Below are 19,827 nucleotides of genomic sequence, written 5' to 3'. Positions count from 1 at the left end.
CCGCAGTTTCAATTGAAACTGCGACCCGGGAGCCTCCGGGGAGGGGCGGTTTCAATTGGACATACATCAGGAGGGGCACCCACAGTCCAGGGAGCCTCTGAGGTTCCGCTACCCGCACCGCCACGCAAATCGAGGTTGGAAAAACCTCAATTGAAACCGCGGACCGCCGCGACTGGCACGTCGGGGTCAGGTGGTGGGGTCGGCGAAGTTCGGGGCGCGCTTCTCGAGGTTCGACTTGACCGCTTCGACCTGGTTGGGGCTGCCGATCAGGGCCTTGATCGCGGTCTGCTCCGCTTCGAAGCCCTCGGCGAGGCTCACGTGGCCCGCCATGTCGAGGAGTTGCTTGGAGTAGCGGATCGCTTCCGGGCTCTTGGTGGCGATCTCGGCCGCCAGGGCGAGGGCCGCGGTCAGCGGGTCTGCTTCAACGCGGGTGCACAGGCCCAGGGCGGCCGCCTCCTCGCCGCTGATGACGCGACCGGTGTAGGTCAGCTCCTTGGCGACGTCGCGGCCCACGAGCTCCGGGAGCAGCTGGGTGCCGGTCATGTCCGGCGCGATTCCCCACTTGATCTCCATCACTGAAAGCTTCGCGTCCGGCGCCACGAGCCGGATGTCCGCGCCCAGCGTCACCTGCAGGCCGCCGCCGAAGGCCACGCCGTGCACCGCCGCGATCACCGGCACCGGCAGCGTCGCCCACACGTGCGCCGCCTGCTGACCGCGCGCCTTCGCCGGGCCGATCGGTTCGGTGGTGACGGACTTGCGGTCGGGCAGCCGGCCGCTGTCGTCGGCCATCTGCTGGAAGTTGGCGAAGTCCAGACCGGCGCAGAAGGCCCGGCCCTCGCCGGAGAGCACCACGGCCCGCACGCCATCGTCGTCGCGCAGCCGCAGCCCGGTCGCGACCAGGGCGTCGAACATGGCCTGGTCGAGCGCGTTGAGCTTGTCCGGTCGGTTCAGCCGCACGTCGGCCACGCCGTCGGTGATGGTGCAGCTGACCCGTTGCTCGGCCGTTGTCGTCACGAACCCTCCTGAGAGCACTGGAACCGGTGCGGGCACTACGCCTTGCGCACCAGGGATTTCCGCACGCTATGGGGCGGTCGCGCGGGACGTCAAGAACGCCCTCGTTCGTCCTCTTGTGCTACCGGCCGCGCCGTGTCTAGGGTCACTGAACGAGCGTTAAAGAGGTGATTTCAGAACGGGCTTGCGGCCCCTGCGGGATCCCCGGCCTGTGCACGTCCGCGGCATCGGGGCCGTCCTCACCGGACGACACCGCGAGAACCGCGGCGGTGCGGGGTGATCCCGCCGCATTCCGATGGGACACGTGAGGAGAACGCATGGACTTCGCTCTCCCGGCCGAGCTGGTCAGCCGTCTCGCCGCGCTCGACGCGTTCATCGACTCCGAGATCCGCCCGCTGCAGGAGCAGGACGACAACGAGCGGTTCTTCGACCACCGCCGGGAATTCGCCCGCACCGACTTCGAAGCGGGCGGCACGCCGCGCCGGGAGTGGGAGGAACTGCTCGGCGAGATGTTCCGCCGCGCCGACCGGGCGGGCTGGCTGCGCTACGGGCTGCCCGCGGAGGTGGGCGGTTCGGACGGCACCAACTTCGACATGGCCGTGATCCGCGAGCACCTCGCCGCGAAGGGCCTCGGACTGCACAACGACCTGCAGAACGAGTCGTCGGTGGTGGGCAACTTCCCGGTCGTGCACATGCTGCTGGCGTTCGGAACCCCGGAGCAGCGCGAGGAATTCCTCCAACCCGTGCTGGAGCGTCGCAAGCGGCTCGCGTTCGGCCTCACCGAACCCGACCACGGCAGCGACGCCACCTGGCTGGAGACCACCGCGGTCCGCTCGGGCGGCGACTGGATCATCAACGGCGCCAAGCGGTTCAACTCCGGGATGCACTCCGCGACCCACGACATCGTCTTCGCCCGCACCTCCGGCGAGCCCGGCCAGGCTACCGGCATCACCGCGTTCATCGTGCCCACCGACGCGCCCGGTTTCTCCGTCGACTTCCACTGGTGGACCTTCAACATGCCCACCGACCACGCCGAGGTGACCCTTCGCGACGTGCGGGTGCCGGATTCGGCGGTGTTCGGCGAGGCCGGCGGCGGGCTCGCGCTGGCGCAGCACTTCGTGCACGAGAACCGGATCAGGCAGGCGGCCTCGGGCGTCGGCGCGGCCCAGTACTGCATCGACCGCAGCGTCGAATACGCCCGCGAGCGGGTCACCTTCGGGCAGCCGCTGGCCAACCGGCAGGCCATCCAGTGGCCGCTGGTGGAGCTGCAGACCGACGCCGAGCTGCTGCGCGGCCTGGTGCGCAAGACCGCCTGGGAAATGGACCGCAGGCCGCACTTCGAGGTCAGCGACCGGGTGTCGATGTGCAACTTCCGCGCCAACCGGCTGGTGTGCGAGGCGGCCGACCAGGCGATGCAGGTGCACGGCGGGCTCGGCTACACCCGGCACACCCCGTTCGAGCACATCTACCGGCACCACCGCCGCTACCGGATCACCGAAGGTTCCGAAGAGGTGCAGAAGCGGAAGGTCGCCGGTTACCTGTTCGGCTTCGCCGGGCCGGGGCGGCGCCGGTGAGCGCGGCGGAGCCGCTAGACGGGCTCGCGCGTCGCCTTCCCGCGGTGCTCGGCCGCCCGGTCGAGGTGACCGGGCTGGCGCAGGCCAGCGGCGGGGCGAGCCGCGAGACGTGGTTCGTCGAGCTGGACGGGGGAGCCCGGCGGCTGGTGCTGCGGCGCGACCCGGTCGGCGCGGCGCGCCCGGAGGGCATGGCGCGCGAGGCCGTCGTGCTGGAAGCGGCGCGGGCCGCCGGCGTTCCGGTGCCGCTGGTGGTGGACCACAACACCGATGCCTCGATCCTCGGCTCGCCGTACGTGCTCACCGAGCACGTCGACGGCGAGTCGATTCCCCGGCGCCTGCTGCGCGAGCCGGAATTCGCCGCGGCGCGCGGGAAACTGGCCCGCGAGCTCGGCCGGGCGGCGGCGCTGATCCACCGCGTTCCCGCGCCGGACCTGCCGTCGGCCGACCCGCTCGACCAGCTCGTGGCGACCTACGAAGAGCTCGGTGAACCGCTGCCCGCGGTGGAGATCGCGTTCCGCTGGCTGCGCGCGAACCGGCCACCCGACACCGGAAGAACGTTGGTGCACGGCGATTTCCGCAACGGGAACCTGATCGTCGGCCCGGACGGGCTGCGGGCGGTGCTGGACTGGGAGCTGGTGCACCTCGGCGATCCGATGGAGGACCTGGGCTGGCTGTGCGTCAACGCCTGGCGGTTCGGATCGTCGCTGCCGGTCGGCGGTTTCGGCACCAGGGAAGAACTCTTCGACGGCTACGCGGAGATCGCCGGGCAGCGGCCGGACCCGGATGCGGTGCGCTGGTGGGAGATCCTCGGCACCGCGCGGTGGGGCGTGATCTGCCGCTCGCAGGCGCAACGGCACCTCAGCGGCGAGCGGCCGTCGATGGAGCTGGCCGCGATCGGTCGGCGCGTCTGCGAGCAGGAGCACGACCTGCTGGCCGAGCTCGGCGTGCCGCGCCCGGCCGGTCCCGGGCAGGAACGCCGGGCACCGGTGTCGGATCTGCACGGGCGGCCTTCGGCGGCGGAACTCGTCGCGGCGGTGGCGGACTTCCTGCGCGACGAGGTCGTGCCGGGCAGCACCGGGAGGATGCGGTTCCAGTCGCGGGTCGCTGCGAACACCCTGTCCATTGTGGAGCGTGAACTGGCGTTGGGGGAGCGGCAGGAACGGCGGCACCAAGGCCGGCTCGCGGATCTGGGGCTCGCCGACCGGGCGGCGCTGGCCGGCGCGATCCGCGACGGCGAACTCGATCCCTGGCAACCGGAAACGGCCGCCGCCGTGTGGGAGCAGGTGCTCGACCGGCTCGCGGTGGCCAATCCGCGGCACCCGAGAGGAATCTCATGACCGAGCTGACGACGATCGCGTCGGGCCTGCAATTCCCGGAGGGGCCGGTGGCCCTAGCCGACGGCTCCGTGCTGCTGGTGGAGATCAAGCGCGGCACGCTGTCGCGGGTCGCGCCGGACGGCACCGTTTCGGTCGTCGCCGACTGCGGCGGCGGACCCAACGGGGCGGCGATCGGGCCGGACGGCGCGGTGTACGTCTGCAACAACGGCGGGTTCGAGTGGCACGACATCGGTGGCCGGGACGTGCCCGGCATGCAGCCCGGCGACTACATCGGCGGCCGCATCCAGCGGGTCACCACGGACGGCGAGGTCACCGACCTCTACACCGCCGTGGACGGCCACGGCCTGCGCGGCCCCAACGACATCGTCTTCGACGCCGGGGGCGGCTTCTACTTCACCGATCTCGGCAAGCGCCGCCCGCGCGAGACCGACCGCGGCGGGCTGTACTACGCCACCGCCGACGGCAGCCGCATCGAGGAGATCGCCTACCCGCTGGCCGACGCCAACGGGGTCGGGTTGTCGCCGGACGGTTCGCGGGTCTACGTGGCGGAAACGTCGACCGGCCGAGTCTGGTACTGGGACGTCGAGGGGCCGGGGAAGCTGGGCCGGGGCGGCAAGGGGCCGGCAGGAGCCAAGCTGCTGCACGGCTTCGAGGGCTACCAGCTGCTGGACTCGCTCGCCGTGGACTCCGAGGGCAACGTGTGCGTGGCGACGCTGGTGACCGGCGGGATCAGCGTGCTGTCGCCGGACGGCGAGCTCAAGGACGTGATCAAGCCGCCGAAGCACGACTTCCACGTCACCAACATCTGCTTCGGCGGCCCGGACCTGCGCACCGCCTACATCACGTCGTCCGGCTGGGGCATCCTCTACGCCACAGAGTGGCACTGCCCAGGACTACGCCTCAACTACGGAGCTTGATCAACAAGAAAGGGTGGGCTGCCTCTTGCGTAACGGTGCGGGTAGCGGAACCTCAGGAGCCTTCTCGCTGTGGGATCCCCGACTCATGTATGTCCGATACACCACGCCGGGGCTGTCCTCGCGAGAAGACCCCTGAGAACCCGCGGCGGTGCCGGCGTCGAGGGTGAGCTATGCGGCTTCGCCGCATGCGGAAGCTTGACAGGAATCGAGCTTGGTCATCGCGGTAGCTGCTGGGGGAGCGGAAAAATGGAAGCGACTTCGCCGAAATGACTCGAGGAGGGGACGTGCCGGAGGACCAGCGACGGCGGTTGCTCGCGGAGCTCACCGGTCCGGGCGGTGAGTTCGAGATCGTGCCGCAGGACGTCGGCGGCATCCCGATGCGGGTGTACGCCAAGGGGCCGACGACGCTGCGCGACGTGGCGCTGTTCAGCCAGGGCTACGGCGCGCGCGACTTCCTCGTCTACGACGGCTACCGGTGCACCTACGCGGAGCACTACCGGCTGGTGGCGGGGCTGGCGCGCAGCCTGCGCGAGGAGTACGGCCTGGTCTCCGGAGACCGCGTGGCGATCGCGATGCGCAACTACCCGGAATGGGTGCCGATCTTCTGGGCGATCCAGGCGGCCGGGCTCGTCGCGGTGCCGCTCAACGCCTGGTGGACCGACGCGGAACTGCGCTTCGGCCTGACCGACTGCGGCGCGAAGCTGGTGTTCGCCGACTCGCAGCGAACCGCCCTGCTGGACCGCGACATCCCGGTCATCGAGGTGCGTGGCGGTGATCCGGCGCCGGGCGTGCGGGCGTGGGCGGAGCTGCTGGCATCGCTGCCCGCGGACGCGGACCTGCCGGACGTGGCGATCGGACCCGACGACGACGCCACGATCCTCTACACCTCCGGCACCACCGGCCGCCCCAAGGGCGCGATCGGCACGCACCGCAACCACTGCACGAACCTGCTGAACACGGTGGTGAACCGGCGCGTGCAGGCGGCGCTGGCCAACGGCGGCGAGTTCCCGCCGCTGGGCGAGGGACCGCAGCCCGGCGTGCTGCTGACCTTCCCGATGTTCCACATCGCCGGCCTCACCACGCTGTACTTCGGCACGCTGGCCGGGGCGAAGCTGGCCACCATGTACCGGTGGGACCGGGAGGCTGCCGCGCGACTGATCAAGACCGAGGGGCTGACCAGCGCGGCCGGTGTGCCGACCGTGATGCGGGACCTGGTCGAGCAGGGCGACGCGGTGGCCGGGCTGGACGGTGTGAACATGGGCGGCGCGCCGATCCCGCCCGACCTCGTGCAGCGCATCGGCGCCTTCGGCACCGGCGTGGCGCCCTCCAACGGCTACGGCCTCACCGAGACGACCTCGGCGGTGGTCGGCAACGCGGGCGCGGACTACCTCGCCCGCTCCAACAGCGTCGGCCGCTGCATGCCGGGCACGGACCTGCGCGTCGTGGACCCGGCCACCGGCGAGGACACGGCGCCCGGCGAGATCGGCGAGCTGTGGTTCCGCGGGCCGAACATCGTGCGCGGCTACTGGAACAACCCGCAGGCCACCGCGGAATCCTTCATCGACGGCTGGTTCCGCACCGGCGACCTCGGCTACGTCGAGGACGACTGGGTGTACGTGGTGGACCGACTCAAGGACGTCGTGATCCGCGGCGGCGAGAACGTCTACTGCGCGGAGGTCGAAGCGGCCCTCTACGAGCACCCGGAAGTGGCCGACGTCGCGGTCATCGGCCTGCCGCACCCGACGCTCGGCGAAGAGGTCGCGGCGGTGGTGAACCTGCATTCCCCGGTGTCCCCGGAGGAACTCCGGTCGCACGTGGCGGCCCGGCTGGCGGCCTTCAAGGTCCCGGCGCACGTGGTGGTGCGGGCGGAAGCGCTGCCGCGGACGCCGACCGGCAAGGTCCTCAAACGCCAACTGCGCGAGCAGATCGCCGTGAAGGACTGATTCGAAGCGGCTGTCACTGGAACGCCTAGGTAGTGCGAGGTTGACGTGGAACTGCGTGGCATCGAGCCGGAGAACACCGAGCGCTGGTTGGCCGAGAACGTGCCGGGACTGCGCCCGCCGGTGGCGTTCTCGCTGGTCTCCGGCGGACGGTCGAACCTGACCTACCGCGTCGTCGACGCCGACGGCGCGGTGTGGGCCCTGCGCCGCCCGCCCACCGGCGGCGTGCTCACGACGGCGCACGACATGAGCCGCGAGTGGCGGTTCATCTCCGCCCTGCACGGCACCGGCGTGCCGGTTCCCGACCCGCTCGCGTACTGCGCCGACGAGTCGGTGACCGGCGCCGAGTTCTACGTGATGGGCTTCGTAGACGGCCACGTGCTCGCCGGTCCGGATTCGGCGGAGTCGTTCTCGGCGGCGGCGCGGCGGCGCGCGGGCCTGGCGACGGTGGAGTGCATGGCGGCATTGCACGGCGTCGACCCGGACTCGGTCGGGCTGGGCGACGTCGCGCGTCGCGACGGCTACCTGGAGCGGCAGCTCCGCCGCTGGCAGCGGCAGGTGCACCAGTCCGGCGCGCCGGACCTGGCGCTGCTGGACGCGGTGCACGACGCGTTGCTGGCGAAGGTGCCGAGGCAGGAGACCGGCATCGTGCACGGCGACTTCCGGCCGGGCAACCTGTCGTTCTCGCCGGACGGCGAGGTGCTGGCCGTCTTCGACTGGGAGCTGGCCACCCTCGGCGAGCCGCTCGCCGACCTGGGCTGGCTGCTGGCGACCTGGGTGGAGCCGGGCGACGAACTGCCTCCCGCGACCGCCCTCGGACCCACCGCCGAACCGGGCTTCCCCACCCGCGCGGAGCTGGTCGACCGCTACGTCGCGCTCGCCGGCCGCGACGTCTCGGACCTGCCGTACTACGTGGCGTTCCAGCGGTGGCGGTCGTGCTGCATCAGCGCCGGTGTGCGGGCCCGCTACCTGGCAGGTGTGATGGGCGACGACGGCTACGTCGCCGAAGCCCGCGCGAAGAACGAACTGCGCCAGGCCGAAGCCGCCTGGCAAGCGGTGCAAGAGCTCTCGTGAGCGTTCATGCCGGTTCTTACCGGAACGAACGCTCACGACCGCGGACGAGGAGGAAATCATGACCCGGGCGATCCGCATCGCCGGCTTCTCCGGCTACCTCGGTGACCGGCGCAGCGCCTTCGCGGAAGCGGTGGCCGGCGATCCGTGCGACGTGCTGATCGGCGACTACCTCGCCGAGTTCACGCTGGCCATGCTGGCGGCCCGGCACCGCAGCGACCCGTCGAAGGGCTTCGTCGAGTACTTCCTCGACCAGCTGCGCCCGCACCTGGCGACGCTGGCCGAACGCGGCACGCGGGTCGTGGTCAACGCCGGCGGCTTCAACCCGGCCGGCCTGGCCGACGCCGTGCGGGCGCTGATCGATGAGGCGGGCGTGCGGCTGCGCGTCGCGCACGTCGAAGGCGACAACGTGCTGTGCGCATTGGACGATCTGCAGGCCGCCGGGCACCCGTTGCAGAGCCTCGACAGCGGCGCGCCGCTGACGGACTGGGGAGTCCGGCCGATCGCGGCCAACGCCTACCTGGGCGGCTGGGGCATCGCGGCCGCGCTGCGCGAAGGCGCCGACATCGTGGTCTGCGGTCGCGTCACCGACGCCTCGCTGACCGTCGGCCCGGCTGCCTGGTGGCACGGCTGGCGCAACACCGACTGGGACGAACTCGCCGCCGCGGTGGTGGCCGGGCACATCATCGAGTGCGGCCCGCAGGCGGTCGGCGGCAACTTCTCCGGGTTCACCCAGGTGCCAGGCATGGTCGCGCCGGGATTCCCGGTCGCCGAGATCGCCGCCGACGGCACCGCGATCATCACCAAGCACGCCCGCGACGGCGGAATGGTCACAGTGGACACCGTGACAGCGCAGCTGGTGTACGAGATCCAGGGCCCTCGCTACCTGAACCCGGACGTCACCGCGCACCTGGACACCGTGCGACTGCGGCAGATCGGCCCGGACCGGGTGGAGCTCTCCGGCACCACCGGCTCGCCGCCACCGCCCACAACCAAGGTCGCGGTGTTCGCCCCTATCGGCCACCAGTTCGTCTCGACGCTCTACGCCACCGGGCTGGACATCGACGAGAAGGTCGCGCTGATCCGCGCCCAGGCCGAGGCGCTGCTCGACGGCGCGGATGCGGAGCTCGACGTGAGCGCCCTCGGCACCGCGGCGGAAGACCCGGAACGGCAATGGGACGCCACGGTCCAGGTGCGCATCATGGCCACCGCCGCGGAGCGGGCGCCGCTGGAGAAGCTGGCGGAAGGACTCGGCGGCCTGTTCCTGTCGAGCATCCCCGGCTTCTACACCGACAGTGCCGCCCGCCAGTCCGGCACGCCCAAGCCGCGCATCGACTACTGGCCGTCGCTGCTGGCGATGGACGCCGTACCGCACGAGGCGGTGCTCGACGACGGCACCCGGATCCAGATCGCCCCGCCGCCGGCCACCGAACAACCGGCGCAGCCCGCGCATCCCGAGCCCGAGCCGAACCCGGCGGGCGAAACGCGCCGCGTCCCGCTCGGCCGGATCGCGCACGCGCGCAGCGGCGACAAGGGCGGCAACAGCAACGTGGGCCTGTGGGTCGACGACCCGAAGGCCTGGCCGTGGCTGCGCGGCCTGCTGAGCACGGAGGAGCTGCGACGGCTGATGCCGGAGGCGAAGGACCTGGAGATCGTCCGGCACGAGTTCCCCAACCTCCGCGCGGTGCACTTCGTCCTGCGTGGACTGCTGGGCACCGGCGGTTCCAGCAACCTGCGGGTCGACCCGATCGGCAAGGCGGTCGGCGAATTCCTCCGAGCCCGCCACGTAGAAGTCCCGGTGGAGCTGCTGGACGGGCCATGACGGCCGCGACCGACCGGCTCGTGGCCGGGTGGTGAGCGCCGGTTTCGCGCGAAACCGCCGATCCCACGCATGCGAGGTGACGATTCCGCGCGAAATCGCCCTGATTTCCAGGCGGTCACGGCTCACATGTGCCCGCACCGCGTTCCTAAAGTGCGCGCTCTGGGGCGAGCGGATGCGCGAGCTCGTCCGCGGGCAGCCTGCCCAAGACGATCGCCGCCACGGCCGCGATCGCCGGCACCGTTCCGGCGGCCAAGAAGGTCGCCGGCGTCCCGATCAGCTCCGCGACCGGGCCCGCCACCGCCATCGAGACGGGCAGGAACGCGATCGACACGAAGAAGTCGAGGCTGGTGATCCGGCCCAGCAGGTGCGGCGGAACCCGGCGCTGGAGCAGCGTTCCCCACAGGACCATCGGGCTGGAGAACATCGCACCGACGGCGAACGCGGCCGCGATGATGATCCAGAGCTCGCCCGCGAACGCGATGGCCACGAGCGGCAGGCAACTCACCCCCCACAGCCCGATCAGCACCGTCAGGTAGCGGCGGGGCATCCGCAGCGACCCCATGACCAGCGAGCCGACGGCGCCGCCGATTCCCCACGCGGCCAGCACCAACGCGTGCTGCTCCGCCCCGCCGCCGAGCCGGTCCTTGATGAGGAACGGCAGCACCACCTGCAGCGGGCCCATCAGCATCATCACCATGAGCGAGGCGAAGATCAGCGACGCGAGCAGCCACCGCGTGGCCACCATGTAGCGGAATCCCTCGGCGATGTCGGCGACGACGCTGCGCGCATCGTCCCGTCTGCGCACCGGCGTGCGCGGAACCGCCAGGAACGCGCAGAAGGCGGCGAAGGCCGTCGCCGCGGCCACGGCCATCGCGGCGCCGGGGGAGGCGGCGGCGATGATGACGCTGCCGACCGCGGGCCCGGCGGCCTGCTGGATGGTCGGCCGCAGCATTCCCTCGAACCCGTTGACCGCCATGAGCTCGTCCTCGGCCAGCAAGGCGGGCAACCACGCGGAGTACGCGGGGAAGTAGAACGCCGTGGCGGTGCCGCCCAGGAACGCGACCACGACGAGGTGCCACAACCGGAGCTGGTCGGTCAGCGCCAGCAAGGCTGCGGTGGTCAGGACGAGCGTGTGGGCGCCCTGGACGACGATCAGGATCGTCTTCTGCGCCACCCGGTCGGCGACCGCGCCGCCGAGCAGGAGGGGCAGCAGCGCGCCGAGCGACGCCGCTGACGCGACGAAGGACAGCTCGCTGGCGCCGCCGCCGATCCGCACCACTTCCCAGACCTGCGCGACCACCCACAGCCCGCTCGTGCACAGCGCGAAGAACAGGGCGGCGGCGAGCCTGCGGTAGGAGGAACGGCGGAAGGGCAGCAGCACGCGGGGAAATCCAGGCGGCGCGGGCGTCGGTGCCAAGGTGTCGGCCGCGGTGTCGTTTTTCGTCATGGCCGCTCACGACTCCGGGAGTCGGCGGATAAGTTCTCGATCACGCGGTCGACGCTAGAACCTCGACAATGCTGGAGGTCAACTTCGCGGCCCGGAAACTGCGGCCCGGTGGCGGGAGAGGGGGCGATTTCGCGCGAAATCCCCATCCCGCTCTCACGCGGAGTGATGATTTCGTGCGAAATCGGCGGCGTGGTCGACGGCCCAGCGCCCGAAGGTGCCAGGCGGCCGGCCGGTCAGGCGCTCCACGTGGTCGGTGATGAGGCGCGACTCCGGGCGGTGCACCGAAGCGGCGACCAGCGCCTCCACCAGGTGCTCGGGACGACCGTCCGCGAGCATCCGGGATCGCGCCAGATCCCGGGGAACGGCCTCGAAGCGCAGGCGGCGGCCCAGCGCGGCACCGAGCAACGCGACCTGATCGGCACGTCCGAGGATCTCGGGGCCGGTCAACACGTACGGTCCACGTTGGTCGTCGTCCGCGAGCAGCACGGCCGCAGCCGCATCGGCCACGTCGCGCTCGTCCACGACGGCCGTCCGCGCGATGTCCGGGCCGGACACCACATCACCCGCCTTCAACTGAGCCGCCCAGCCCCGGGCGTTGGACGCCAACGTGTCGCTGCGCAATGCCACCCACCGCAGGCCCGAATCTCCGAGCAGGGCTTCCACGTCCGAATGCACCTGAACGATGGGATCGCTCTGGCGGGCGGCCTCGTCGTCGATGGCCGTCGAGGACACGTAGACGACGCGAGGCGCCGCCGCGGCGAGCTCGGCGACCAGGTCATGGGCAGGGGTCGCATCGAGCAGCGGCCACATGAGGAGCACGGCGTCCACACCTCCGAGCGCGGAGCGGACGACGGCGGGGTCGGTGAGGTCGCCGCGCACCGACTCGACGCCCTGCAACGGGCGGCGCGAAAGGCAGCGAACCCGCACACCACGGGTTCGCAACCGGTCGACGACTTCCCGGCCGAGGTTGCCGGTGGCACCGGTGACCAGGACTGATGGGGTCCGCTCGCCGACCGCGGGGAGAATGGTTCCAGACATGCCGCGGACACTAGGGGTTCAGGTCGACATGAAGGCAAGGTGCGCGTGGTGAGGACGATCGGGGAAGCGGCCGCAGAGCTCGGCATCGAGGCCCACGTGCTGCGGCACTGGGAACAGGCCGGCGCGCTCGCGGTGCGCCGCGACGGCAACGGCTACCGCATCTTCGACGACGCAGCCCTGGAACAGGCGCGCACCGTGCTGAAGCTACGGCGCGTGGGACTCTCGCTGCCGGAGGTCACCGCCGCCATGGCGCCGAAGAAGTCGGCGGCGCAGGCGGTCGTGCGGGAGAAGATCGCCGCCCTCGAAACCGAAGTCCGCCGCATGCAGCAGGCCATCACGTACCTCCGGCACACTGCAGACTGCCGACACCGATACCTGGACGACTGCCCGGACTGCGCGGCTTTCGTCCGCGAGCTCTGAGCCGTCAGGCGCCGACGACGCGCAGCGCGATCGCCACGTAGCGGTCGGCGAGTTCGGCCGCGCCCACATCGCGTTCCGGGTCGTACCACTGCGGGATCGCGTTGCAGGCGGCCTGGATCGCGCGGCGGGCCTCGGCGGGGTGCTCGCAGCGGAATTCCCCGCGGCGCACGCCGTCATCGATGATGTCCTGGAACAGCCGGGTCGCCGACTCGCGCAGCGCGCCGAGCCGACGCGCGTGCTCGTCCTCCAGGTTGCGGATCTCCCGCACCGCGATGGTGCTTTCCACCCGCCGCCGCACCCGGTAGTCCACGGTGGCGCGCACGATCGCGCTCAGCCGTTCGGCCGGATCGTCGCCGCAGTCGCGCAGGGCCGCGTCGCAGGCCTGCACGTAGTCGTTGACGCTGTCCTCCAGCAGCCCGGCGAACAGCTCCTGCTTGCTGGAATGCCAGTAGTACAGCGCGGACAGGCTCAGCCCGGCCCGCTTGGCGATGTCCCGGATGGACGCGCCGTGGTACCCGCGTTCGGCGAAGATCTCGCGCGCCGCGATGGAAAGCGCGTCGCCGCCCTGGCCGCGCGGGATGGCGGAGCCGTTGTGGGCAGAGGATTCGGATGCCGCCGTCACGCCATCAGAATACGGGCTGCGGCCCGGCATCGGACATGGTGCGGGGTCGGGCAGTCCGGGCTTGCCCCTTTGGGCCGGTCCGAACCCGGGCAGGCGCGGTTCTGGCACGGGCGTGCCCGTGGCCCTGCCGGCGCGCCTTTCCTGCCCGAGGAATTCGTCCTGCTCGCGCACCGCGACAACGGCACGGTGCACGATTCCAGCCAAGTCGTGGCCGGTTGCGCCGCAGCCGAGCTCGCGGTGCGCCGCAGGCTGCTGGTCCGCTCAGGCGGTGAGCTGCTCCCACAGACCGGTCTCGCCTGCCGCGAGCGCCGCCCGCCCCAACTCCGCCGACCAGCGGCGCTCGCTGCCGTATTCGTCGCGCCACGCCCACAACTTCCGCGTGACATGGTGCAGCGAGTGCTCGCGGGTCACGCCCATCGCCCCGTGCAGCTGGTGCGCGGCACGGGCGATGCTGGTGGCCGTCCGGGCTGCGGTGATCTTCGCGACCGCGGAGGCGGCAAAGGCGCGTTCCGCGGAGTCCTCCTCGTTGATCCGCACCGCCCGCGCCACCGCGGCTTCGGTGGCGACCAGATGGGTGCTCATCTCGGCCAGCCCGTTGGCCACCGCCTTGAGCGCGACGAGCGGGCGACCGAACTGCTCCCGCTGTGTGACGTGCTCTCGGGTGCGCGCGTACGCGCCGCGCGCGGCGCCGAGCAGCGCGGAGGCATTGAGCACAGCGGCGCGGGCGAGCACGGCGTCGTGCGGAGGAGCGTCGGGCAGGGGAGTCGCGGCACCCGAAACCCGGATCGTGTCGCGCGGTTCCCCGGCGAGGTTCTGCCCGTGCTCGACGTCGCCGTTCGGCTCGACCAGGTAGGCGGATTCCCGCTCGGGGCACACCACGACGTGGTCGGCGTGCCTTGCCCACGGGACGTTGTCGAGGCCGGTGGCCGCGACGACCAGCCCCGCCGGGAGCTGCTCGCCGAGAATCCACTGCGCCAACGACGTTTCCAGCAGCGGCACGCTCACGCCGCTCGCCGCCGTCGCGGCGATCAGCTCCACCAGGTCGCCCATCGTCCCGCCGGCTCCGCCGCGCTCCTCGGGGATGCCGACCTGCGGCCAGCCCAGTTCGACCAGCGTCGGCCACAGCGGGTGCAGCGCACCCTCCGGCGCCTCCGGCGACGCCCCGGACAGCACGTCCGAGGCGACCTCGGTGATCAGCGAGTTGCTCAACGTCGGGCCTCCTGCTTGGCGAGGATGGACAGCAGCACCTCCGAGGAGCCACCGCGGATGCTGAAACCGGGCGAGGCGAGGATGGCCTCGCCCAGCGTGCTCTCGGGCGAGACGATTCCGGAATCCATTGCCCGGCGGGCGCATTCGAGCACGTCGCGCTCGAAAGCGGTGCCGAGGTACTTCAACGTCGCGGCCGCCTGCACGGGAGCCTCGCCCGCGTCGACCGCTGCGGCGACCTGCGCGCACAACGCCCGCAGCGTTGCCAGCCGGGCCACCAGCTCGCCGACCTCGGCCGCCATGTCTTCGTTGTCGCCGCCCAGCAGCTCTTCCAGCACCGGATACGTGGACAGCACCCGCTCCGGCCCGCCGCGCTCGTAGGCGAGCTGCGCGGTGACCTGCCGCCAGGCGTTGCCCTCGACGCCGATCACCCGCTCCTCGGGCACGAAGACGTTCTCGAACACCACCTCGTTGAAGTGGTGCGAGCCGGCCATGTCGACGATCGGCGACACCGACACCCCGGGATCGCTCATGTCCAGCACGAACTCGGTCAGCCCGGCGTGCTTCACCTCGGACTTCTCGGTGCGCGCCAGCAGGTAGGCGTGCGTGGCGCGGTGCGCGTGGCTGGTCCAGATCTTCCGGCCGTCGATGCGCCAGCCGCCCGCGACGCGGGTGCCGGTGGTGCGCACCGCGGCGAGGTCCGAGCCGGCGTCGGGTTCGCTCATGCCCAGGCAGAACACGAACTCGCCCGCGGCGATGCCAGGCAGGATCTCCTGCTGCAGCCGCGGCGTGCCGTGCCGCAGGATCGACGGGCCGATCTGCCGGTCGCCGATCCAGTGCGCGGCCACCGGCGCGCCCGCCCGCAGCAGTTCCTCGGTGACCACCAGCCGCGCCAGGTTGGACCGCTCTGCGCCGCCCACCGAACGCGGCCAGGTCATGCCCAGCAGGCCGCGCTCGGCGAGCTCCTTGCTGAAGTCGAGGTCGAAGGACCGCAGCCAGGCGTCCGGCCGCGGCCGGTACCGGCCGTCGGCCCGCCAACTCCGGCACAGGTCCCGCACTTCCCGGCGCAGGTCGGACAGCGGACTCATGCGACGGTCTCCTTTCCGCTGCTCTGCAGCTCCTGCTCGGCGCGGCTCAGCGCCGCGGTCCTGGTCTCCGGCATCAGCAGGTAGGTCAGCAGCGACACCAGGCCGCAGGCCGAGACGTAGAAGAAGAAGTAGTTCTCGACGCCCGCGTCGCGGAACGCCAGCGCCACGTATTCCGCGGTGCCGCCGAAGATCGCTTGTGCCAGCGCGTAGGGGATCGCGACGCCGACCGTGCGGATGCCGGTCGGGAACAGCTCGGCCTTCACGCAGGCGTTCACCGACGAGTACCCGGCCACGATCGTCAACGCCAGCATCGTCAGCGCCAGCGCGACGCCGAAGCTCGGCCAGCGCTGCATCGACGTCATGATGGGATAGGTGCCCAGCGTGGTGCCGACGCCGAAGAAGATCAGCACCGGCCGGCGGCCGATCTTGTCCGAGATCGCCCCGCCCAGCGGCAGCAGGACCGTGAACAGGCACAACGCGATGAACATGACCCGGGCCGCGTCGGGCTTGCTCAGCCCCACGGAATTGCTCAGGTACTTCGTCAGGTACGTGGTGTAGGTGTAGAACGCCACGCTGCCGCCGAGGGTCAGCGCGAACACCAGCACCGCGGCACGGCGGTGCTTCCACACCTCGCGCAGCGTGCCCCGGCGCATCTGCGCGTCGTGCGACTCCTCTTCGACGTAAGCCGACGTCTCGTGCATCCGGCGCCGCAGGTAGAACACCACGAGCGCGGCGACCGCCCCGATGACGAACGGGATGCGCCAGCCCCACGAGGTGAGCTGTTCCTCGGTCATGACGGCCTGCAGCACCATCAGCACGACGAGCCCGAGCAGCTGCCCGATCGTCACCGACACGTACTGGAAGCTCGAACCCAGGCCGCGCCGGCCCCGCTGCGACACCTCGGTGAGGTACGCCGCGCTGGCCGCGTACTCGCCGCCGACGCTGATGCCCTGCATGATCCGCGCGATCAGCAGCAGCACCGCGCCGAGGTAGCCGGCGTGCTGGTGGGGCGGGGCGATGGCGATCAGCAGCGCGCTGAACGACATCATCGTCACCGACAGGGTCAGGCCGAACTTGCGGCCCCGGCGGTCGGCGATCCGGCCGAGCACCCAGCCGCCCAGCGGGCGGGCCAGGAAGCCCACCGCGAACACCGCGGCGGTGTTCATCAGCTGCGCGGTGGGATTGCCCTTCGGGAAGAACTGCCCGGCGAAGTACAGCGCGAAGTTCGCGTAGACGAACCAGTCGTACCACTCGACGGTGTTGCCGATCGACCCGCTGAGCACCGCGCGGGCGTGGGTGAACCGGCGGGGCTTCGTCGACCCGCTCATGTGCTACCTCCGGGTTCTTCCGGTCACGACGAGGTCGGCGGCGATCGCGCCGGACCCGTGGACCACGAGCGGGTTGATCTCCAGTTCGCCCAGCCGGTCGCCGAGTTCCACGGCCGCCTGGGAAATCGACGCGATCGCGGCGGCGGCCGCCGCCACATCGCAGCGCGGACGGCCGCGGAAGCCGCCCAGCAGCGGCCAGCCGCGCAGCCGCCGCAACAACACGGTGGCCTGTTCGGCGTCCACCGGGCCGAGGGCGGAGACGACGTCCCGGTACAGCTCGGTCGTCGTGCCGCCCATGCCGACGGTCAGCACCGGCGGGTAGCCGTCCTCGCCGCCCTGCACGCCGACCAGCAACTCGACCCCGCCGGGCAGGAGTTCCTGTACCAGTACGCCGTCGATGCGGGCTTGGGGCGCGTTCGCTGCGACGGTTTCGAGCATGTCCTCGGCGGCGTCGCGAACCCGCTCCGCCGGAACGCCGACCACGACGCCGCCGACATCGCTTTTGTGCGCCAGATCGGGGGATTGGACCTTCAGCACGACCCGGTCGCCGAGTTCCCCGGCTACCGCGGCGGCCTCGGCCGGACCGGCCGCCAGCCGTCCGCGCGGCCGGGCGATCCGCATCGCGTCGAGCAGTTCCGCGCCATCGGCCTCGGTGAGCGCCGGCCGGCCCAGGAAACCGGCCAGGCCGCGCGGCGCGGCGACGGCGGCGCGCCGCTCGTCGTGGGGCACCAGGTGCGCGATGAGGCGCAGTGCGGCGGTCGTCGTGCCCAGCACGGAAACACCGTTGCGGCGCAACAACGAGGCCGCCTCGGCGATCTGGTCGTGGGAGTAGATCCAGGCCACGACGAAGGGCTTGGCGGAGCGCTTCGCGGCTCGCAGGATCGACTCGGCCACCGCCACCGCGGGCTCGCCGCCGATGGTCGTCAGCACCACCAGCACGGCGTCCACCTCGGCGGATTCCGCGACGGCTTCGCACACCGCGCCCAGCTGCGCGTGGTCGTTGATGACCTGCGCGGTGACGTCCACCGGGTTGACGACGCTGCCGAACGACGGGACGAGCGGCGCCAAGGCGGCCCGCGTCGCGACGTCGAGTTCGGGCAGCGCCAAGCCGTTGCCCTCGGCCTGGTCGGCGGCCAGGCCGCCCGCCCCGCCGGAACTGGTGATGACGCCGATGCGGCCCGCCCGCAGGCTCGGGGCGCCGGTCAACGCGACCGAGACGTCCAGCAGTTCGTCGAGGTCGTCGACTTGGATCGCGCCGGATTCCCTGGTGAGCAGGTCGAAAGCGGCCCCGGAGCGCACCAGCGCGCCGGTGTGCGAGGCGATGGCGCGCTCACCCGCCGAGGAGCGGCCCGAGCGCAGCACGACGATGTGCTTGCCGAGCTCGGCGGCGCGCGCCGAGAGCCGGGCCCACCGCGCCCCGTCGGGCAGTTCCTCCAGGTAGCAGGCCAGCACCCGGACGTTCGGGTCGGCCACCAGCAGTTCGGCTGCGTCGGTCGCGGTCAGGTCGGCCTGGTTGCCGACGCTGATCCAGGCGGTGAGCCCGATCCCGCGATCCCGCGCCAGCCCGAGGAAGCTGCCGCCGAGCGCGCCGCTCTGGCCCACGTAGGCGATGCCGGATTCGCCCGGCTGCTCCCCGTCGGCGGCGGCGGTGAACGTGGCGGTCAGCCCGGTGGGCCGGTAGATCAGTCCCTGGCAGTTCGGGCCGATCACCCGCAGCCCGTGCCGCTTCGCCGCCGCCACCAGCCGGTCCTGGAGTTCCCGGCCGTCCGCGCCGATCTCGGCGAACCCGGACGACAGCACCACCACGCAGGACGCGCCCGCGCGGCCAGCTTCCTCGATCACCGGCAGCACGCGCGACGCCGGGACCAGCACCAGCACCAGGTCGACCGGGCCGGGCAGTTCCAGCAGCGACGGGTAGCAGGGCAGCCCGTGGATTTCGCTGTGGTTCGGGTTGATCGGGTAGACGGCGCCGTCGAAGTCCCGCAGGTAGCGGGTGAGCCGCCCGGCCATCGCGGAGCGCTCCGAGGCGCCGACGATCGCCACCGACCGCGGCCGCAGCAGTCCATCCACAGTGGTCACCGGCCCCGGAACTCGGGCTTGCGCTTCTCCTTGAAGGCCTGCATCGCCTCGGCGGAGTCCTCAGTGGACTGCACGACGGCCATGTGCGAGGAGATCAGGTCCAGCGAGGTGCGCAGGTCGGTGCGGGCCGACTGGTACACGGTCCGCTTGATGGCCCGGATGGCCACCGGCGGGCCGTCGGCCAGGCGCCGGGCGAACGCGTAGGTCTCGTCCATCAGTTCGGCGTCGGGCACGCACCGGCTGGCGATGCCGATGTCCACCGCGGTCTTGGCGTCCACGAAGTCGCCGGTCCACAGCAGCTCCAGCGCCTTCGCGGTGCCCACCAGCCGCGGCAGGTAGTAGCAGCCGCCGTCGCCGGGGACCAGGCCGACGCGGACGTAGCCCTCGGAGAGCCTGGCCGACTCGCCGACGAACCGGATGTCGCACATCAGGGCCATGTCCATGCCGGCGCCGACCGCGACGCCGTTGACCGCCGCGATGACCGGCTTGTCCAGGTCCTCCAGGGCGAGGGCGACCTGGTGGATCCGGTCGGTGAGGACGGTCTTGTGGTCCAGCACGGACTTCTCGCCCGAGGTGAAGGCGTCCAGGTCGACGCCCGAGCAGAACGCGTCGCCGGCGCCGGTGAGCACCAGGACCCGCACCTCGGGGTCGAAGCGAGCGGAGCGGATGGCCGCGGCCCACTCGTCGATCATCTCCATGGTGAAGGCGTTCTTGCGCTTCGGGCGGTTGAGCAGGATCGTCCCGATCCCGTCGCTGACCTGGTACTCGAGATCCGCCATGTCCGTCCCTTCCCGTCGCCTGCGTCGGGCCCGAGTTAAGCACTCGACGCGCACGGAGTCCATACAAAATTGTATTCAATTTCTGAGATCGCCCAGCCCGGTGAGGAACCGGTTGTGCTCGCCCACGATGCACGCAGGCATGGGTGTG

At 71.5% G+C, this 19,827-nt stretch carries 16 protein-coding genes; 7 read left to right on the top strand and 9 right to left on the bottom strand.

Features of this window, described 5'->3' with window-relative positions; all coding sequences use genetic code 11:
- Positions 1–186: 186 nt before the first annotated feature.
- A complete protein-coding gene (locus E1288_RS18925; RefSeq protein WP_132486859.1) occupies positions 187–1,014 on the bottom strand; it encodes a crotonase/enoyl-CoA hydratase family protein in 828 nt (275 codons plus the stop codon).
- Between the two features lie 314 nt (positions 1,015–1,328).
- On the opposite strand from E1288_RS18925, the gene E1288_RS18920 reads away from it, so the two are divergent.
- From E1288_RS18920 to E1288_RS18895, 6 genes are all read left to right on the top strand, one after another.
- Complete coding sequence (locus tag E1288_RS18920; RefSeq protein ID WP_132486857.1) at positions 1,329–2,585, top strand: acyl-CoA dehydrogenase family protein; 1,257 nt, start codon at positions 1,329–1,331, stop codon at positions 2,583–2,585.
- On the top strand, positions 2,582–3,922 hold the full coding sequence (locus E1288_RS18915) for a phosphotransferase family protein (RefSeq protein ID WP_132486855.1): 1,341 nt from the start codon (positions 2,582–2,584) through the stop codon (positions 3,920–3,922). The genes E1288_RS18920 and E1288_RS18915 overlap by 4 nt, the downstream gene beginning before the upstream one ends.
- Positions 3,919–4,839, top strand: a complete 921-nt coding sequence (locus E1288_RS18910) for an SMP-30/gluconolactonase/LRE family protein (RefSeq protein ID WP_235883652.1) — start codon at positions 3,919–3,921, stop codon at positions 4,837–4,839. The genes E1288_RS18915 and E1288_RS18910 overlap by 4 nt, the downstream gene beginning before the upstream one ends.
- Before the next feature lie 284 nt (positions 4,840–5,123).
- On the top strand, positions 5,124–6,782 hold the full coding sequence (locus E1288_RS18905; RefSeq protein ID WP_207954433.1) for a class I adenylate-forming enzyme family protein: 1,659 nt from the start codon (positions 5,124–5,126) through the stop codon (positions 6,780–6,782).
- A 45-nt stretch (positions 6,783–6,827) separates the two neighbouring features.
- The gene (locus E1288_RS18900) at positions 6,828–7,853 is read left to right on the top strand and encodes a phosphotransferase family protein (RefSeq protein ID WP_132486851.1); all 1,026 of its coding nucleotides are present in this window, start codon (positions 6,828–6,830) and stop codon (positions 7,851–7,853) included.
- 58 nt (positions 7,854–7,911) lie between these two features.
- Positions 7,912–9,672, top strand: a complete 1,761-nt coding sequence (locus E1288_RS18895; protein WP_132486849.1) for an acyclic terpene utilization AtuA family protein — start codon at positions 7,912–7,914, stop codon at positions 9,670–9,672.
- Positions 9,673–9,817: 145 nt separating this feature from the next.
- Here E1288_RS18895 and E1288_RS18890 read toward each other — a convergent pair whose 3' ends face one another.
- Positions 9,818–11,119 carry an MFS transporter gene (locus E1288_RS18890; protein ID WP_132486847.1) on the bottom strand — a complete coding sequence of 434 codons (1,302 nt, stop codon included), beginning with the start codon at positions 11,117–11,119 and terminating at the stop codon, positions 9,818–9,820.
- Positions 11,120–11,272: 153 nt separating this feature from the next.
- Positions 11,273–12,157, bottom strand: coding sequence for an NAD(P)H-binding protein (locus E1288_RS18885; protein ID WP_132486845.1), 885 nt, complete (start codon positions 12,155–12,157; stop codon positions 11,273–11,275).
- 48 nt (positions 12,158–12,205) lie between these two features.
- On the opposite strand from E1288_RS18885, the gene E1288_RS18880 reads away from it, so the two are divergent.
- Entirely contained in the window at positions 12,206–12,577 is a 372-nt protein-coding gene (locus E1288_RS18880) for a MerR family transcriptional regulator (protein WP_207954432.1), read from the top strand.
- Between the two features lie 4 nt (positions 12,578–12,581).
- Here E1288_RS18880 and E1288_RS18875 read toward each other — a convergent pair whose 3' ends face one another.
- The 6 genes from E1288_RS18875 to E1288_RS18855 all read right to left on the bottom strand — a co-directional run bounded on the left by E1288_RS18875 (position 12,582) and on the right by E1288_RS18855 (position 19,679).
- Positions 12,582–13,199: a TetR/AcrR family transcriptional regulator gene (locus E1288_RS18875; protein ID WP_132486841.1), complete on the bottom strand. Its 618-nt coding sequence runs from the start codon at positions 13,197–13,199 to the stop codon at positions 12,582–12,584.
- Positions 13,200–13,460: 261 nt separating this feature from the next.
- Positions 13,461–14,408, bottom strand: a complete 948-nt coding sequence (locus E1288_RS47975) for an acyl-CoA dehydrogenase family protein (RefSeq protein WP_207954431.1) — start codon at positions 14,406–14,408, stop codon at positions 13,461–13,463.
- Positions 14,405–15,493, bottom strand: coding sequence for an acyl-CoA dehydrogenase family protein (locus E1288_RS47970; protein ID WP_207954430.1), 1,089 nt, complete (start codon positions 15,491–15,493; stop codon positions 14,405–14,407). Before E1288_RS47970 ends, E1288_RS47975 begins: the two co-directional genes overlap by 4 nt.
- Entirely contained in the window at positions 15,490–16,821 is a 1,332-nt protein-coding gene (locus E1288_RS18865; RefSeq protein WP_132486839.1) for an MFS transporter, read from the bottom strand. Before E1288_RS18865 ends, E1288_RS47970 begins: the two co-directional genes overlap by 4 nt.
- A gap of 3 nt (positions 16,822–16,824) precedes the next feature.
- Positions 16,825–18,900, bottom strand: coding sequence for an acetate--CoA ligase family protein (locus tag E1288_RS18860; RefSeq protein WP_132486837.1), 2,076 nt, complete (start codon positions 18,898–18,900; stop codon positions 16,825–16,827).
- A complete protein-coding gene (locus E1288_RS18855) occupies positions 18,897–19,679 on the bottom strand; it encodes an enoyl-CoA hydratase/isomerase family protein (protein ID WP_132486835.1) in 783 nt (260 codons plus the stop codon). Before E1288_RS18855 ends, E1288_RS18860 begins: the two co-directional genes overlap by 4 nt.
- Between the last annotated feature and the right edge of the window lie 148 nt (positions 19,680–19,827).

The organism is Saccharopolyspora elongata, from assembly GCF_004348985.1.
In the GTDB taxonomy this organism is placed as follows: Bacteria; Actinomycetota; Actinomycetes; order Mycobacteriales; family Pseudonocardiaceae; genus Saccharopolyspora; species Saccharopolyspora elongata.
The sequence above is the reverse complement of the archived record's forward strand: the minus strand, read 5'-3'. Positions and strand labels throughout refer to the sequence as shown.

Excerpts from the sequence above, each read along its gene's own strand:
- E1288_RS18855 (WP_132486835.1), bottom strand. The coding sequence starts at position 19,679 with ATGGCGGATCTCGAGTACCAGGTCAGCGACGGGATCGGGACGATCCTG.
- E1288_RS18890 (WP_132486847.1), bottom strand. The coding sequence starts at position 11,119 with ATGACGAAAAACGACACCGCGGCCGACACCTTGGCACCGACGCCCGCG.
- E1288_RS47970 (WP_207954430.1), bottom strand. The coding sequence starts at position 15,493 with ATGAGTCCGCTGTCCGACCTGCGCCGGGAAGTGCGGGACCTGTGCCGG.
- E1288_RS18885 (WP_132486845.1), bottom strand. The coding sequence starts at position 12,157 with ATGTCTGGAACCATTCTCCCCGCGGTCGGCGAGCGGACCCCATCAGTC.
- E1288_RS18895 (WP_132486849.1), top strand. The coding sequence starts at position 7,912 with ATGACCCGGGCGATCCGCATCGCCGGCTTCTCCGGCTACCTCGGTGAC.
- E1288_RS18910 (WP_235883652.1), top strand. The coding sequence starts at position 3,919 with ATGACCGAGCTGACGACGATCGCGTCGGGCCTGCAATTCCCGGAGGGG.
- E1288_RS18920 (WP_132486857.1), top strand. The coding sequence starts at position 1,329 with ATGGACTTCGCTCTCCCGGCCGAGCTGGTCAGCCGTCTCGCCGCGCTC.
- E1288_RS18865 (WP_132486839.1), bottom strand. The coding sequence starts at position 16,821 with ATGAGCGGGTCGACGAAGCCCCGCCGGTTCACCCACGCCCGCGCGGTG.